At 68.1% G+C, this 13,860-nt stretch carries 10 protein-coding genes; 1 reads left to right on the top strand and 9 read right to left on the bottom strand.

Annotation, left to right across the window (positions count from 1 at the left end):
• Positions 1-68 precede the first annotated feature (68 nt).
• Entirely contained in the window at positions 69-980 is a 912-nt protein-coding gene (locus HMPREF2886_RS20065; RefSeq protein ID WP_039027394.1) for a LysR family transcriptional regulator, read from the bottom strand.
• 118 nt (positions 981-1,098) lie between these two features.
• On the opposite strand from HMPREF2886_RS20065, the gene HMPREF2886_RS20070 reads away from it, so the two are divergent.
• Positions 1,099-2,094 carry an aldo/keto reductase gene (locus HMPREF2886_RS20070; protein WP_039027395.1) on the top strand — a complete coding sequence of 332 codons (996 nt, stop codon included), beginning with the start codon at positions 1,099-1,101 and terminating at the stop codon, positions 2,092-2,094.
• 336 nt (positions 2,095-2,430) lie between these two features.
• Here HMPREF2886_RS20070 and HMPREF2886_RS20075 read toward each other — a convergent pair whose 3' ends face one another.
• From HMPREF2886_RS20075 to HMPREF2886_RS20110, 8 genes are all read right to left on the bottom strand, one after another.
• Complete coding sequence (locus tag HMPREF2886_RS20075; protein WP_003089962.1) at positions 2,431-3,366, bottom strand: phosphatidate cytidylyltransferase; 936 nt, start codon at positions 3,364-3,366, stop codon at positions 2,431-2,433.
• A 1-nt stretch (position 3,367) separates the two neighbouring features.
• A complete protein-coding gene (locus HMPREF2886_RS20080) occupies positions 3,368-3,997 on the bottom strand; it encodes a lysophospholipid acyltransferase family protein (protein ID WP_003089964.1) in 630 nt (209 codons plus the stop codon).
• Between the two features lie 11 nt (positions 3,998-4,008).
• On the bottom strand, positions 4,009-4,461 hold the full coding sequence (locus tag HMPREF2886_RS20085) for a hypothetical protein (protein WP_033978182.1): 453 nt from the start codon (positions 4,459-4,461) through the stop codon (positions 4,009-4,011).
• On the bottom strand, positions 4,454-5,803 hold the full coding sequence (locus HMPREF2886_RS20090) for a phosphatase PAP2/dual specificity phosphatase family protein (RefSeq protein WP_070748173.1): 1,350 nt from the start codon (positions 5,801-5,803) through the stop codon (positions 4,454-4,456). Before HMPREF2886_RS20090 ends, HMPREF2886_RS20085 begins: the two co-directional genes overlap by 8 nt.
• Positions 5,803-7,563 carry a bifunctional alpha/beta hydrolase/class I SAM-dependent methyltransferase gene (locus HMPREF2886_RS20095; protein ID WP_070748175.1) on the bottom strand — a complete coding sequence of 587 codons (1,761 nt, stop codon included), beginning with the start codon at positions 7,561-7,563 and terminating at the stop codon, positions 5,803-5,805. The genes HMPREF2886_RS20090 and HMPREF2886_RS20095 overlap by 1 nt, the downstream gene beginning before the upstream one ends.
• Before the next feature lie 89 nt (positions 7,564-7,652).
• On the bottom strand, positions 7,653-8,288 hold the full coding sequence (locus HMPREF2886_RS20100; RefSeq protein WP_039027399.1) for a CDP-alcohol phosphatidyltransferase family protein: 636 nt from the start codon (positions 8,286-8,288) through the stop codon (positions 7,653-7,655).
• Positions 8,289-8,422: 134 nt separating this feature from the next.
• The gene (locus tag HMPREF2886_RS20105; protein WP_070748177.1) at positions 8,423-12,088 is read right to left on the bottom strand and encodes a translocation/assembly module TamB domain-containing protein; all 3,666 of its coding nucleotides are present in this window, start codon (positions 12,086-12,088) and stop codon (positions 8,423-8,425) included.
• Positions 12,085-13,824: an autotransporter assembly complex protein TamA gene (locus HMPREF2886_RS20110; RefSeq protein ID WP_070748179.1), complete on the bottom strand. Its 1,740-nt coding sequence runs from the start codon at positions 13,822-13,824 to the stop codon at positions 12,085-12,087. The genes HMPREF2886_RS20105 and HMPREF2886_RS20110 overlap by 4 nt, the downstream gene beginning before the upstream one ends.
• Positions 13,825-13,860: the final 36 nt, after the last annotated feature.

Genomic DNA, 13,860 nt, shown 5'->3' on the forward strand with positions numbered 1-13,860 from the left:
AGGCTGCCGATCCTAACGAGGTTCTCCCGGCGAAATCGAGAAAAATCTTCGCCCGGAAAGCCTGCGTCTCATTGCGTCTCGCCGGCCGCCTGGCGACCGAACAGTTCCACCAGCCAGTCGACGAACACCCTCACCCGCGGCGACAACTGGCGCTGCGAGGGATACACGGCATGCAGCGGCAGCGATGGCGGCAACCATTCGCCGAGCACTTGTCGGAGGCTGCCGTCGGCCAGGCCGGCGGCGACGTGATAGTGCGGCGCCTGGATCAGTCCGAGCCCGGCCCGGCAGGCGGCGACGTAGGCATCGGCGTTGTTGACGCTGACCCGGCTGCGCATCGGCAACGTGCGCAGGCGCCCGTCGACCCTGAACTCGAAGTCGAAGGTACGCCCGCTGGAAGGCGATTGGTAGTTCACCGCCAGGTGCCCGCCGAGTTCGGCGAGCTGCCGCGGATGGCCATGACGCTCCAGGTAGGCAGCGCTGGCGCAGGTCACCTGCGGCAGCTCGGCCAGGTGCCGGCCGACCAGGCTGGAATCGTGCAGCTCGCCGACCCGCAGCACGCAGTCCGCACCCTCGCGCAGCAGGTCGACCAGGCGATCGTTGCTGCTCAACTGCAGCTCCAGTTCCGGGTAACGCTCGCAGAACTCCGGCAGGAACGGAATCACCCGCATCCGCCCCAGTGCGCCCGGCAGGTCGACCCGCAAGCGCCCGCGCGGGTTGTTCAGGACGCGTGGAAAGCAGCTTTCCGCCTCCTCCAGGTCCGCCAGCAAGCGCACGCAACGCTCGTAGTAGGCCTGCCCGTCCAGGGTCAGGCTGACCTGCCGGGTGGTGCGCTGCAGCAACTGCACGCCAAGGTGCGCCTCCAGTTGCTGGATCGCCTGGGTCACGCTGGCGCGCGGCAGCTCCAGGCTGTCCGCGGCCTTGCCGAAGGCGCCCAGCTCGACGATGCGGGTGAAGGCCTGCATGGCCTGGAAACGATCCATCGGACACCCTCGATTATTTGGAAAATACGAATGGTAAAACCGTAATTATGGGCTTTATCCAGACCAATGCGGAGCGAAGAATGACGGCGTTTTCCTTCCCTCCCGCGAGGCTCGACACATGAAAACCCGTCAACTCGGCCACAACGGCCCATCCGTCTCCGCCATCGGCCTCGGCTGCATGGGCATGACCGACTTCTACACCACCGGCGGCGACCGTCAGGAGGCCATCGCCACCCTGCATCGCGCCGTGGAACTCGGGCTGAACTTCTTCGATACCGCCGACATGTACGGCCCGCACAGTAACGAGGAACTACTCGGCGAGGCCCTGCGCGGCAAACGCGAGCAGGTGTTCCTGGCCAGCAAGTTCGGCATCGTCCGCGACCCTGCCAATCCCCAGGCGCGTGGCGTCGACGGCAGCCCGGCGTATATCCGCCGCGCCATCGAAGGCAGCCTGAAGCGCCTCGGTACCGACCGCCTGGACCTGTACTATCAGCACCGCATGGACCCGCAGGTGCCCATCGAGGACAGCGTCGGCGCCCTCGCCGACCTGGTGAAGGCCGGCAAGATCCGCCACATCGGTCTCAGCGAAGCCTCGGCGGAAACCCTCGAGCGTGCCCACCGGGTGCACCCGATCAGCGCGTTGCAGAGCGAGTACTCGCTGTGGACCCGCGATCCGGAGGACACCGGGGTGCTCGCCGCCTGCCGTCGCCTGGGCATCGCCTTCGTCCCCTACAGCCCGCTGGGCCGAGGTTTCCTTACCGGCACCCTGAAGCGCCCGGAAGACTTCGCCACCGACGACTACCGTCGTTTCAGCCCACGCTTCCAGGGCGAGAACTTCGCGAAGAACCTGAAGCTGGTGGACAAGGTCGGCGAACTGGCCGCGGCCAAGGGCGTGAAACCCTCGCAACTGGCGCTGGCCTGGGTGCTGGCGCAGGGCGATGACCTGATCCCGATTCCCGGCACCAAGCAGCGGCGCTACCTGGAGGAGAACGTCGCCGCGACGGAACTGCGCCTGAGCGCGGCGGAACTGGCCGAGCTGGATGCGATCTTCCCCGCCGAGGCGGTCGCCGGCAGTCGCTATAGCGAGGAAGGCATGCGCCTGGTCAATCTCTGAGGCAGTGAAGCTGCGGTACTCGATAGATGCCGTCCACTCGTCCCCTCCGCAACGATTTCGCTCGATCTCCTGACCGGGCGGATTCGCTGCCCACGTGGAGTGGCGAGCATGACTTCGTGCCTGCACGCCCCCATATGCCGGAGCCTGGTTGTAGGGCGAATCACCGCTTGCGGTTATCCGCCGCTTATCCGGGGTATCGGCGGATACCGCCTGTGGCGGTATTCGCCCTACGGGTCTCTATCGCTCGCAATTTCCTGGCTGCCTACACGGTGGGGAAACGGCAACGGGGCGGCCGCCATCGGCAACCGCCCCGCTCCCCTCGGCGCCAGGCGAACCTCAGGGGGTCCACCAGTAGCGCACCACGTGGAAGAAGATCGGCGCGGCGAAGCACACCGAGTCCAGGCGGTCGAGCATGCCACCGTGACCTTCGATCATGTGCCCCCAGTCCTTGACCCCACGGTCGCGCTTGATCGCCGACATCACCAGGCCGCCGAAGAAACCCAGCAGGTTGATCAGCAGCGCGATCAGCGCCGCCTGCCAGAGGTTGAACGGCGTGATCCACCACAGCGAGGCGCCGATGGCGGTGGCCAGGGCGATACCGCCGACGAAGCCTTCGACGGTCTTCGACGGCGACAGGTTGGGAGCGATCTTGCGCTTGCCGAACAGCTTGCCGCAGATGTACTGCATCACGTCGGAGAGCTGCACGACGATCACCAGATAGGCGATCAGCAGCAGGTTGCGCCCCTCGAAGCCGGGGATGTCGAGGGTCAGCAGCGCCGGCACGAAGGAGATACAGAACACCGCCAGCATCAGGCCCCACTGCACTTTCGAGGCGCGCTCGAGGAAGTGCTTGGTGTCGCCGCCCAGCGAGGCGAGGATCGGCAACAGCAGGAACACGTACACCGGGATGAAGATCGAGAACATGCTGTACCAGTCGATGTAGATCAGCAGGTACTGCATCGGCAGCACGAAGTAGAACGCCGCCACCAGCGCCGGGTAGTCGCTGCGCCGGGTCGGGGTGAGGGTGATGAACTCGCGCAGGGCGTAGAACGACACGCCGTAGAACAGCAGGATCACCGCCGCCTGGCCAAGCCAGAAGGCGAAACCGATCACCAGGACCATCGCCCACCAGGCGTTGATCCGCGCGTTCAGGTTGTCGATCACCGCATTCGGGCCGGGGCCAGCGCGCCACTTGAGGACGAAGCCGACCAGCGAGGCGAGCAGCAGCAGCGCGCCGATCCCGCCGAAGAGCATCCAGGTCTGTTCGTTCATCTCAGGCCTCCTCTTCCGGCGCCAGGTCCAGCAGGGCCATGCGTGCTCGTTCGAGGAACGCCTCCTTGCCCTCTTCCGCCGTGGCGACCAGCGGCTTGCCGAAGCTCAGGGTGCAGAGCAGCGGCAACGGCAGCATGCGGCCCTTGGGCATGACCCGGTTGAGGTTGGCCAGCCAGACCGGCACCAGCTCGACGTCCGGGTGGGCCAGGGACAGGTGGTAGATACCGCTCTTGAATGGCAACAGCTTGACCTCGTCGTCCAGGTTGCGGGTGCCCTCGGGGAAGATGATCAGCGAATCGCCGCCGTCCAGGGCGCGGTCGAGGGGTTCGAGCGGATTGGCATTGGCATCGCTGCGCTGGCGGTCGACCAGCACGCCGTTGAACACCTTGTTGATCACGTAGCTGCGCAGGCCGGCCTTGTTCCAGTAGTCGGCGCCCGCCACCGGCCGGGTACGCCGCCGCACCTCCGGCGGCAACGAGGCCCAGAGCAGGACGAAGTCGCCATGGCTGCTGTGGTTGGCGTAATAGATGCGTTGCTTGGGGATCGGCGTGGTGCCCAGCCAGAGGCTGCGCAAGCCGGTGATGGCGCGGGCGCCGGCGATGATGCCATAGGCGACGACTGATTCGAGCATGGGAAGACTCTTCAGGTTTGAGCGTTGAATAGAGGGATCGACAACAGGCACGACAAGGCCAGCAGGAACTGGGCGCCACAGGCCAGCGCCTGCCAGCGTAGCAGGCGCAGGGCGCCGCGGCTGCGCTGGATCCAGGTGCGCCCCGCGGCGTCCGCGCGGGCCAGGCCGAGATCGGCCAGGGCCCGGTCCAGGTCTTGGGTCTGCGCTTCCAGCCTGTCGCCGACGCGGCTGAAACGTTCGAACAGTTCGGCGTCCAGGGCCACCCGCAGCGCCCAGTACTTCTGCCACAGGCCGAGCATGGCGATCGCCAGCATCGCCACCGCGAAATAGCGCCAGCCGACGCCCTGCACGGCCTGGTACAGGCCCAGCCCGATGGCCAGCAGGGTCAGCGCGGCGGACAACCGGTCGATCTCGCGGCCACGGCGCAGCAGCGCCGCCACCAGGGCCAGGGATTGCTCAGGCATGGTGCACCTCGCCCAGTTCCGCCGATGGCTCCGGCGCGGTCCCGCTCAGCGCCGCGAGGGTCCGCCGCTGGGCTTCGCCCAGCACCACTTGCGGTCGCGCCCGGCGTAACACCGCCACGGCCGACTCGACGTCCGCCGCGCGACCGCTGAGCAGCAGCCAGGCGGCGACCAGCGTGGCGCTGCGCGAATAGCCCAGGGCACAGGCCACCAGCAGCGGCCCTTGCGCCAGCAGTTCGTCGATCAGCGCGGCGGCGTGCCGGCAGTCCTCGACGTCCGGCGCGACCAGGTCGAGCAACGGCAGGCTGCGATAGGCCAGCCCCTGCGGCTCGCAGGAAAGTTCGGCGGTAGCGTCGAGCAATGCGCGGAAGCGGCCGTCGGCCAGTTCCGCGGACGACGGCAGGCGCCCCAGCCAGAGGCCCGGCAGCACCTCGTCCGGCTGCGGCCGGCGACGGGTCCAGAGCCAGGCGTTGATCCGCGCCGCAAGCAGATACGGCGCCAGCAGCCAGCGCGCGGCGACGCTCAGGCGGCCAGTGCTGCCCTTCTGGAAGCCGGCGGCGCCGAACAGCAGGTAGTTCAGCGCCACCAGCGCCAGCGCCAGCGCCGGCCAGCACAGCCACAACGCCGCACCGCCGAGGGCGAAGGCGACGGCGGCGCAGGCCAGCGCGCCGAGGCCATAGCGAGCGGCCAGCCGCCGCCGTTGCCGGTCGAGGCTCAGGCTGGCGCGGGCGAACGGCGCGGGCTGCGCCTGCGGCCACAGCCAGACGCACAGCCAACCGGCCAGCGCGCCGGTGGGCACATCGATGAAATGGTGCTGCCAGGTGGTCAGCACCGATAGCCCGATCAGCGCGAACCAGCCATGCAGCAGCCAGCGCCAGGCGCCGCTGGCGTAGCGCGCGTAGCAGACCCAGAGCACTACCAGCAGGGCGATGTGCAGCGACGGTGCCTGGTTGAACGGTTTGTCGAACCCCATCAGCACGTCGAACAGCCAGCCGAACACGCCGCCCAGTTCCGGCCGTTCGAAGGTGAAGCGCAGGGGGAACAGCAGGAAGCAGGTCACCGACAGCACCTGGGCGCTGAGCAGGCGCAGGCAGTGGATGTCCAGCTCGCGCTTGTCCCGCGGCAGCAACAGCGACAGGCCGTAGAGCAGGTCGATCGACCAGTACGGCAGGATGGTCCAGGGCCACAGCGGCATCCCGCGTTCCCAGTCGAAGACCAGGCTGCCGACGTCGCCGCGCCGGCTGGTCAACCAATTGGCCAGGCCATAGCTGGCGAAGAAGAACGGGCCGAGGAACAGCAGCCAGAGCACCGCCCGCTTCAGTACCCCCGGCTCGCGCGGCACCATCAGCGGGCGACCTTCTGCGCCAGCGATACGCTGAAGATGCCCCACTGGTCGACCCGCTGGGTGATCTTGCGGAAGCCGGCGGCGGCCACCAGTTGGTCCATTTCCGCCTGGGTCCGGCGCCGCATCACCCAGGCCTGGCCCTGGCGGTGACTGGTCAGCGCACGGGCGATCAGTTCCAACTGCGGGTGCCAGGGCTGTCCGGTGTAGACCAGGTAGCCGCCCTCCTCCAGCGCCTCGCCGAGGCCGGCGAGGGAGTCGCCGACCATGCGGTTGTCGGCGAACAGCTCGTAGAGCCCGGAAACCACCCCGAGGCTCGGTTTCGGTTGCAGCGCCGCCAGGTCGGCGCGATCGAAGGCGTCGCCCTTGACGAAGCGGGCGATGCCGGCGAGGCCCTTGCTTTCGATCAGGGCGCTGCCGTCACGCACGTTGATCTCGCTGTAGTCGCGCAGGAGGACGCTTTCCGGCAGCGGCTCGACGCCCTGCAGGGCTTCGAGGATGTAGCGGCCGTGGCCGGCGGCGATGTCGACGATGCGCACCTCGCGCTGTTCTTCGCGCAACCGCTGCATGGCCAGGCGCAGCAGTTCCTCGACGTGCAGCTTGCGCTGGCGGATGCCGCGCCAGCCGATGGAGTCCAGGTAGTTGCGGTCGATCAGGCGACCCAGCGGGCCGCTGCCGCTGGGCTGGTTGCGGTAGACGTAGTCGAGGGTGCTGCCGGAATCGAAGCCGGTGTCGAAGCCCAGCTTGACCCCGTCCGACCACAGGCTGCCCAGGCGCAGCCCGGCACGGGTGGCGCGCCAGTAGAGATCGCGCGGCGAGTTCTTCGGCAACGGCGCGGCCAGCGCCTCGGCCTCGGCGCAGGTATGACCCAGGCGGTCGGCATCGAGCAGGCTCGGTCGTTCGGGTGCCGTGGCGAATGCCTCGAGGAGGAAGCGCCGGGCACGGGCGACGGCCAGGTGACGATCGCGCTCGCCAAGGGTGTCGTGGAAGAAGCCGGGCAGGATGTGCTTTTCCTTGCGCAGGCTGCCGAGACGCTCGAAGAAACGCTCCTGCGGCGCACGATGGACGACGAAGTCGGCCCCGGAAATCAGCAGTTGGGTGGGAATCTGGATCGCCTGTGCGTCCGCTACCACCCGCTCGGCAGCTTCGTAGAGGCCGAGCAGGACGTTCACCGAGATCGCCTTGGCGATCAGCGGGTCGCTGTCGTAGGAGGCGATTCGCTGCGGGTCGTGACTGAGGAAGCGTGCCTTGACATAGCTGTTGACGAAGAAATTGCCGCGCCACAGACGCATCAGTTTCAGCCCGCTGCGGGCGAACGGCACGTAGAGCTTGACCTGGAACGCCGGCGAAGCCAGCACCAGTGCGCGCACCTTCGGCGCGTAGTCGTGGGCCCAGGTGGAAACCAGCACCGCGCCGACGCTCTGCGCCACCACCGCCATACGCTCTTCGGCGACACCATGGACGGCCTGGATATGGTCGACGAAGGTCTGCACGTCGCGCACGCTGGTGGCGAAGCTCGGGCTGTCGCCGCGGGCGCCTGGCGAGAGGCCGTGGCCACGGGCGTCCCAGGCGAAGAAGTCGTGTTCCGGCAGGTCGAGTTCGTCGACCAGGTGGGCGATCCGCCCGGAGTGCTCATGGCCGCGGTGGAACAGCAGCACCGCCTGGCGCGTGCCGTCCGGCGCCGGGCGGCTGGCCGGCCAGTGGCGGTAGAAGAGCTCTACCCCGTCGTGGGTGGTGAAACGCAATTCCTGTACGTCGCGCATGTGATGTCCCTATGTCGTTGCCCCGGCCGGGATCCCGGCCGGGTTGCTTCCTGCGGGCGCCCACCTCCATGGCGTTCGCCCGTTCCCTCTCAGGCCTGGCCGTCGCTGCCCCGTCGACTCGCGGCCAGCTCGGCCAGGCCCTGGCGCACGCGGTTGCCGATGGTCAGCAACAGCAGGGCCGCGATCAGCAGCATCAGCCAGTCGATCCAGGCCAGCGGCAACAGGCCGCTGGCCACCCCGGCGCCGATCACGCCGAAACACAGCGCCCGGTCGCTCTTGCCCATCGGGCCGTCGTAGCGGCGCGAAGCGCCGACCATGGTGCCCAGCGCGCCGGCATATTCGCTGATCAGCGCCAGCAGCACCACCAGCACCACCCACAGCGGGTTGACTCCCGGCAACAGGGCGAACGGCAGGTACAGGCCGCTGTCGGCGATCACGTCGGTGAGTTCGTTGAGGTAGGCGCCCAGGTCGGATTTCTGGCCGAACTCGCGGGCGAGCATGCCGTCCACCGCGTTCAGCGCCATGCGCAGGAACATCCACAGCGGAACGAGAGCGAACAGCCAGAGATGGCTGGCGAAACCGGCGACCAGCGCGCCGACCAGCAGCGACAGCAGGCAGGCCGCCAGGGTCACCTGGTTGGCAGTGATGCCGCGCCGGTAGAGGCGCTGCACGCCGGGACGAAGAAGATTCTGAAAGCGCGGTTTGAGTTGATAGACGGAAATCATGTCAGCCAGTCCTTGTGCCGAGTTGCTACGGGCACCGACCTGGCGGTCGGCGCCCGCTCCATTCTACGACGTCGATGCGCCGCTAAAAGTGACACACTTTTATGCGTTACGCATGGTCCGTATCAGCGCATCCGTCAGAAATCGCGCTTGAAGAACAGGTCCAGCGAACTGGCCAGGCCGCTCGCCGCTTCGAGATAGAGGCGTTTGCTCAACTGGTAGCGCAAGGCGATGGTATTTGCCGGTTCGAACACTCCAACACCATAGCGCAGGCTGAGCTTGTCGGTGATATTCCCGCTGGCGACCACGCTGGTGCTGTTGCCGGTGCCCTCGGTGTCCAGCTGGAAGTCCTGGATGCCGAGCTGCTTGGCGATCTCCCCGGTGAGCGGCGCGCTGCCGGCCAGGCCCAGGGCCAGGGCCGCCTCGCCGAGCATGTTGCTGTCTTCGCCGGTGCTCATCGGCCGCCCCAGCACCAGGTAGGACAACGCCTGCTCCTGGCTCATCGCCGGTTCGGAGAATACCGCGCTGGTCGGCTGCTCGGCGCTGCCGGTCAGGCGCAGGCCGGCGACCACGTCGTCGACCCGGCGGATCGCCTCGATATCCAGGTACGGCTGGTCGATCGGTCCGGCGAAGAACAGCCGCGCCCTACGGATCGTCAGGCGCTGGCCGTAGGCACGATAGCGGCCCTTGTTCAGGTTCAGCTCGCCGCGGGTATCCAGGTTGTCGCCGATGTGCAGGTGGCCGGCCAGTTCGGCGCTGAGGCCGAAGCCGGAGAACGCCAGCTTGTCCTGGCCGACCTCGACATCGATGTCCATCTTCATCTTCAGCGGCTGCTGCTCGGGCTGCTCGGAGCCGACGATCACCGCGTCGTCGGAGACCTTGACCGTGGATGGCGGCAACTGGCGGATGGTGATGTCGCCACGCGGCACCAGGACCTTGCCGGAGATCGCCAGCTCCTGCCCGGCCATGCCGATCTTCAGGTCCGGCTCCACCTCCAGTTGCGCATAGGGATCGACCACCACCGGCAGGCGGTTGCCACGGATGTTCAGGGCGACGTTCAGCGCCTCGCCCCAGCTCAGGTTGCCGGACAGGCTGCCCTGGCCGTACCTGCCGCTGCGCCAGCCGCCGCCGAGTTCCAGGCTTTCGCCAGCGATGCGAGCGTCGAGGGAAAGGTTCTCGAAGCTGGTCGGCAGCTCGCCGCCGCCGATGTTGCCGTCGCTCAGCGTCACCCGTCCGTCGACCCGCGGCGCCAGCAGGCCGCCGGACAGCCGGCCGCTGCCGTTCAGCCTGCCTTGCAGTTTCTCCACCATCGGCACGAACGGGCGCGCCAGCGACAGGTCGAGGCCGGCCAGGCTGAACTCGCCGCTCAGCGGCTTGCTCGCCGGGCGCGGGTCGATCTGCGCCTGCATCCGCAGCTCGCCGAGCTTCGGTCCGCGGAAGTCGAGGGAGGTATCGACGCGGTTGGGCGCCAACCGGCTCTCCAGGCGCAGGCTGTCGTAGCCGACGTCGACCCACTGGCCCTGGTCGCGCAGGCGCAGCGTACCGCTGCCGGCGTCCAGGCTGACCACGCCGCTCGGGCCGCGGGCCGGAACGTCCAGTTGCAGGTCGCCGTTCAGCTTGCCCTGCCAGGCGAAATCCTCGGGGAACCATTGCTTCAGGCTGTCCAGCGGGAAGTCGCGCAGGGTGTAGCGCAGCCGCGGCTCGGGCAGCAGGCGCTGCTCGCCGCCGCAAAGGCTGGCGGCGCCGGATACCCAGCAATGTGCGCCGAAATTGACCTTGCCATCGGCCAACCGCTCCAGGCGCGCCGGCTGCTGTAGCTTCCAGTCCTGGCCGCCGCTGCTCAACTCGCCGCGTGCCAGGCGACCGCGCCAGTTGCCGCGCTCCAGTTGCCCGTCGAAGGCCAGGCCGAGCTTGAGCAAGGCGCCTTGCAGGTCCAGTTCCAGTTGCTGGCGGCGTTGGTCGCCGCGGGCATTGGCCTTGAACAGGCCGAGATCGGTTTCGCCGCTGCGCAGGCCGGAAGCGACCAGCGCCAGGGTACCGTTCTGCCGGGCATCGAGGTTCGCCTGCAGGTCGAGGCCGGCGATGCGCTGTTCGGCGTAGGCGATCCGCTGTCCCTTGAGGTTCAGCCTGCCTTGCGGCGCCGCGAGGCTGCCAGCCAGGTCGAGGTGTCCGTCGAGGCGACCGAAGAGTTGCGGCCAAAGCTGGCCGAGACGGTTCAGGGCGATGTCCAGGCGGCCTTGCAGGCGCTGGTCGAGCGCCCCGCTGCCCTGCACCTTGTTATCCCCCAGACGCAGATCGAGGTTGCCCAGCGTCCAGCGCTGCCCCTCGCCCTCGACGCGCGCCTGGAATAGCGCCGGCTGGCCGCGCAGGCGGCCCTTGACGTCGAGATCCATACCCAACGCCAGCCGCTCGTCGCGAACACTTCCCTGGCTGCGCAAGGGACCGGCCAGTGAACCCGGCAACTCGGCGACCCAGTAAGCCGGATTCAGTTCGCTGAGCTGCAGGGCGGTATCCCAAGCCACGCCATTGTCGAAACGCAACGTCACCCGCCCCTCGGCCTGGCCTTGCCCGGCGCGGAGCTGCAGCGACGGCAGGTTGAGCTGGACGAGGTCGCCGGACACCGGCCCGGCCAGCGTGAAATCGCCCGCCGGACCGCTCGCCGCCGCGCTGAAATTGCCCAGGTAGCGCTGGTCCTGGTAATGCACTTCCGCCTTGAAGGTCTTCAGCGTCACCGGCGGCGGCTCCGCCAGCGGATACAGGCGCAGCCAGGGGAACTCCTTCCAGTCCAGGGTCGCGTCGGCGGCCAGGCTTTCGCGCCAGTCCAGGCGTCCGACCAGGTCCAGGCGCTGCTCGCCGCCAGCGTCCAGGCGCAGTTGGCGGATATCCGCGCCCTGGGCGTCGACCCGCCCGTCCAGGCTCAACGCCACCGCCCCGCCCTCGCCCGGCAGGCTGGCACCGCCGCGGATCAGGTAACCGCTCTTGAGATCGCCGCCGGCATCGAGCTGGATGGCATTCAGGGTCAAGGTGTCCGGTAGCCCGGCCGCACCCTTGAAACCGTCGGCGCGGATCAGCAATCGTGCCGGCAGGTTTTCCGCCAGCGCCTGCAACTGTCCTTCCAGGCTGCCGTCCAGATAACCGCTGCTGCGGCCTTTCAGGGTCAGCGCCTTCTGCAGTTCACCGCCGACCTGGACGGCCAGCTTCCACGGCTTGCCTTCGGGAGCGGGCAGGCCGAGCGTGGCTTCGGCCTGCAAGGGCCAGTCGCCGCTCGGCTGCAAGCGCCCCTGGAGCGCCAGGTCCAGGCCGAAGCCCCGCGCCGTCAGCGAGTCGATGTGCAGGCCGTCGGCCAGCCAATGGGCCGCCAGCTTGAGTTCGGCGACCTGCTCGTTGCCGTCGAGCAGGAAGCTGCCGACCGCCACTTCGCCGAGTTCGATGCTCAGCGGCAGTTTCAGCGTCGGCAGGCCGATCGGCCCGCTGTCGGCGCTGTCGCCGCTCGGCGGCAGGTCCAGCGCGACCCGCTCGGCGGCCACCCGTTGCAGGCACAGGCGCAGCCCCGCCAGGCAGGCCGGCGACCAGCGCAGTTCCGGCCGCTCGACGACCAGTTGCGTACCGTCCTGCGCCCAGGACAGCCGCTGTGCCTGCCAGGCGCCACCGAGGCGGCCCTCGAAGCCGCTGACCTGCAGGCCCGGCACGTGGCCGAGCAGCCAGGCGCTGCCGGCCTGGGTGCCGAGCAACGCAGCGAGTCCCAGGAGCAGCGCGAGGAGCAGCCCGAATATTGCCAGCAGGGTGATCTTCAGCGCCTTCACAGTTCTGGCCCCATGGAAAAGTGCAGGCGGAAACCGCCGTCGTCGTCGAGCGCATGGGCCAGGTCGAGGCGCAACGGGCCGACCGGCGAGACCCAGCGCACGCCGAAGCCGACCCCGGTCTTGATCGACGGGAAGTCCAGCGAGTTGAAAGCGTTGCCCTGGTCGACGAAGGTCGCCAGGCGCCAGCGCTCGGCCAGCGGATATTGATACTCGACGCTGCCGGCGATCATGTAGCGGCCGCCGATCTTGTCGCCATCGGAATTCTCCGGCGACAGCGTCCGGTAGTCGTAGCCGCGCACGCTCTGGTCGCCGCCGGCGAAGAAGCGCAACGAGGGCGGGATCGACTTGTAGTCGTTGGTGGCGATTCCACCTACCTGCAGGCGGCCGAGCAGGCGATGGCCGCCGGCGAAGCTGGTCAGGCCCTTGGCCATGGCGTCGACATGGAGCACGTCGGCGTCGGCCAGCAGGCCTTCCTTCGCCCCCTTGACGTTGAACTGCAGGCGGTAGCCATGGCTGGGGTCGACCTTGTTGTCGGTCTCCAGCAGCGAGTAGCCGATCCCCGGCATCAGGAAGCTGCTCAGCCCGGAGTCGTCGCCCAGCTTGTACTCCTCGCGCATCCAGTTCAGCGAAACCACCCGCTGCCAGCCATCGGGCTGCTTGCTGTGCCATTCGCCGCCAAGGGTCAGCAGCTTGCTCTCGGTGTCGACCAGGTCTTCGAACTGGTAGCCGCTGGTGAAGCGCAGCTTGTCGGTGAGCGGCGGATCGAGGGGAATCTCGTACCAGGCGCCGACGTTCTGCCGTGGTGCGGAGATTTCCGACTCGAATCCCAGGCTATGCCCTTCGGCATTCACCCAATGGCGGGTCCAGTTGAACCTCGCGCGCGCCCCGACGTCGGTCGAGAAACCGAGGCCGACGCCCATGGTCCGGGGCTTGCGCGCCTCCAGCCGGACCGCTACCGGGATCGCCTGGCGCGCGCCGTCGGCCTGCGCCTGAGCCGGCGCGGCGTCGACCCGCACGCCCTCGAAGTAGCCGCTGGATTGCAGGTTCTGGTTGAGTTCGGCAATCAGTTCGGAGTCATAGGGTTGGCCGGCCTTGAACGGCACCATGCGGCGTAACAGTTCTTCCTCGATGATCGAGTCGCCGTCGAAGCTCACCTTGCCGAAGGTGTAGCGCTGGCCGCTGTCGTAGACCAGGTCGATGTCGGCGATGCCGGCGCGCGGATCGATGCTCAGGCGCTGGGTGCTGAAGCGGCCCTGGAAGAAGCCGTAGCGCGAGGCCTGGTTCTGGATCAGCCGCTTGGCATCCTCGTAGACGCCCTGGTTCAGCTTCGCGCCCGGTTTCAGTTGCTTGCCCGACGGCAAGCGGAAGCTCTCCAGGCTGGCGGCCTCACCGAGCACCTGGATATTCACCTGGCGCAGGCGCACGGGCTCGCCGGGCACTACCTTGAGCGTGAGCTTCGGCGGCTTGCCGTCCTTCACCTCGCTGTCGATCTGCGCCTGGAAGTAGCCGAGCGCCTGGGCCGCCTTTTCCGCCTGCGCCTCGGCATTGCGGCGGAAACGTTGCAACGCCGCCTCGTCCCGCTCGCCGAGGCTACCCACGTAAGCCTCGATATTGGCCTTCAGGGCGGCATTGGCGGGGGTGACGCGCACGCTAAGCTGGCTCTCCGCGAAGGCGGCCGTACTCAGGCACAGCAGCCCGGCCAGCGGGAACCGGAACAATCCTTGAGTCAGTCTCATGGCGCGGATGCTACGCAGGCGGGTGGCGCGCGTCCA

This window comes from Pseudomonas sp. HMSC066A08 (assembly GCF_001813025.1).
In the GTDB taxonomy this organism is placed as follows: Bacteria; Pseudomonadota; Gammaproteobacteria; order Pseudomonadales; family Pseudomonadaceae; genus Pseudomonas; species Pseudomonas aeruginosa.

Coding starts and splice junctions, on each gene's coding strand:
- HMPREF2886_RS20065 (WP_039027394.1), bottom strand. CDS start 980: ATGGATCGTTTCCAGGCCATGCAGGCCTTCACCCGCATCGTCGAGCTG.
- HMPREF2886_RS20070 (WP_039027395.1), top strand. CDS start 1,099: ATGAAAACCCGTCAACTCGGCCACAACGGCCCATCCGTCTCCGCCATC.
- HMPREF2886_RS20075 (WP_003089962.1), bottom strand. CDS start 3,366: ATGAACGAACAGACCTGGATGCTCTTCGGCGGGATCGGCGCGCTGCTG.
- HMPREF2886_RS20080 (WP_003089964.1), bottom strand. CDS start 3,997: ATGCTCGAATCAGTCGTCGCCTATGGCATCATCGCCGGCGCCCGCGCC.
- HMPREF2886_RS20085 (WP_033978182.1), bottom strand. CDS start 4,461: ATGCCTGAGCAATCCCTGGCCCTGGTGGCGGCGCTGCTGCGCCGTGGC.
- HMPREF2886_RS20090 (WP_070748173.1), bottom strand. CDS start 5,803: ATGGTGCCGCGCGAGCCGGGGGTACTGAAGCGGGCGGTGCTCTGGCTG.
- HMPREF2886_RS20095 (WP_070748175.1), bottom strand. CDS start 7,563: ATGCGCGACGTACAGGAATTGCGTTTCACCACCCACGACGGGGTAGAG.
- HMPREF2886_RS20100 (WP_039027399.1), bottom strand. CDS start 8,288: ATGATTTCCGTCTATCAACTCAAACCGCGCTTTCAGAATCTTCTTCGT.
- HMPREF2886_RS20110 (WP_070748179.1), bottom strand. CDS start 13,824: ATGAGACTGACTCAAGGATTGTTCCGGTTCCCGCTGGCCGGGCTGCTG.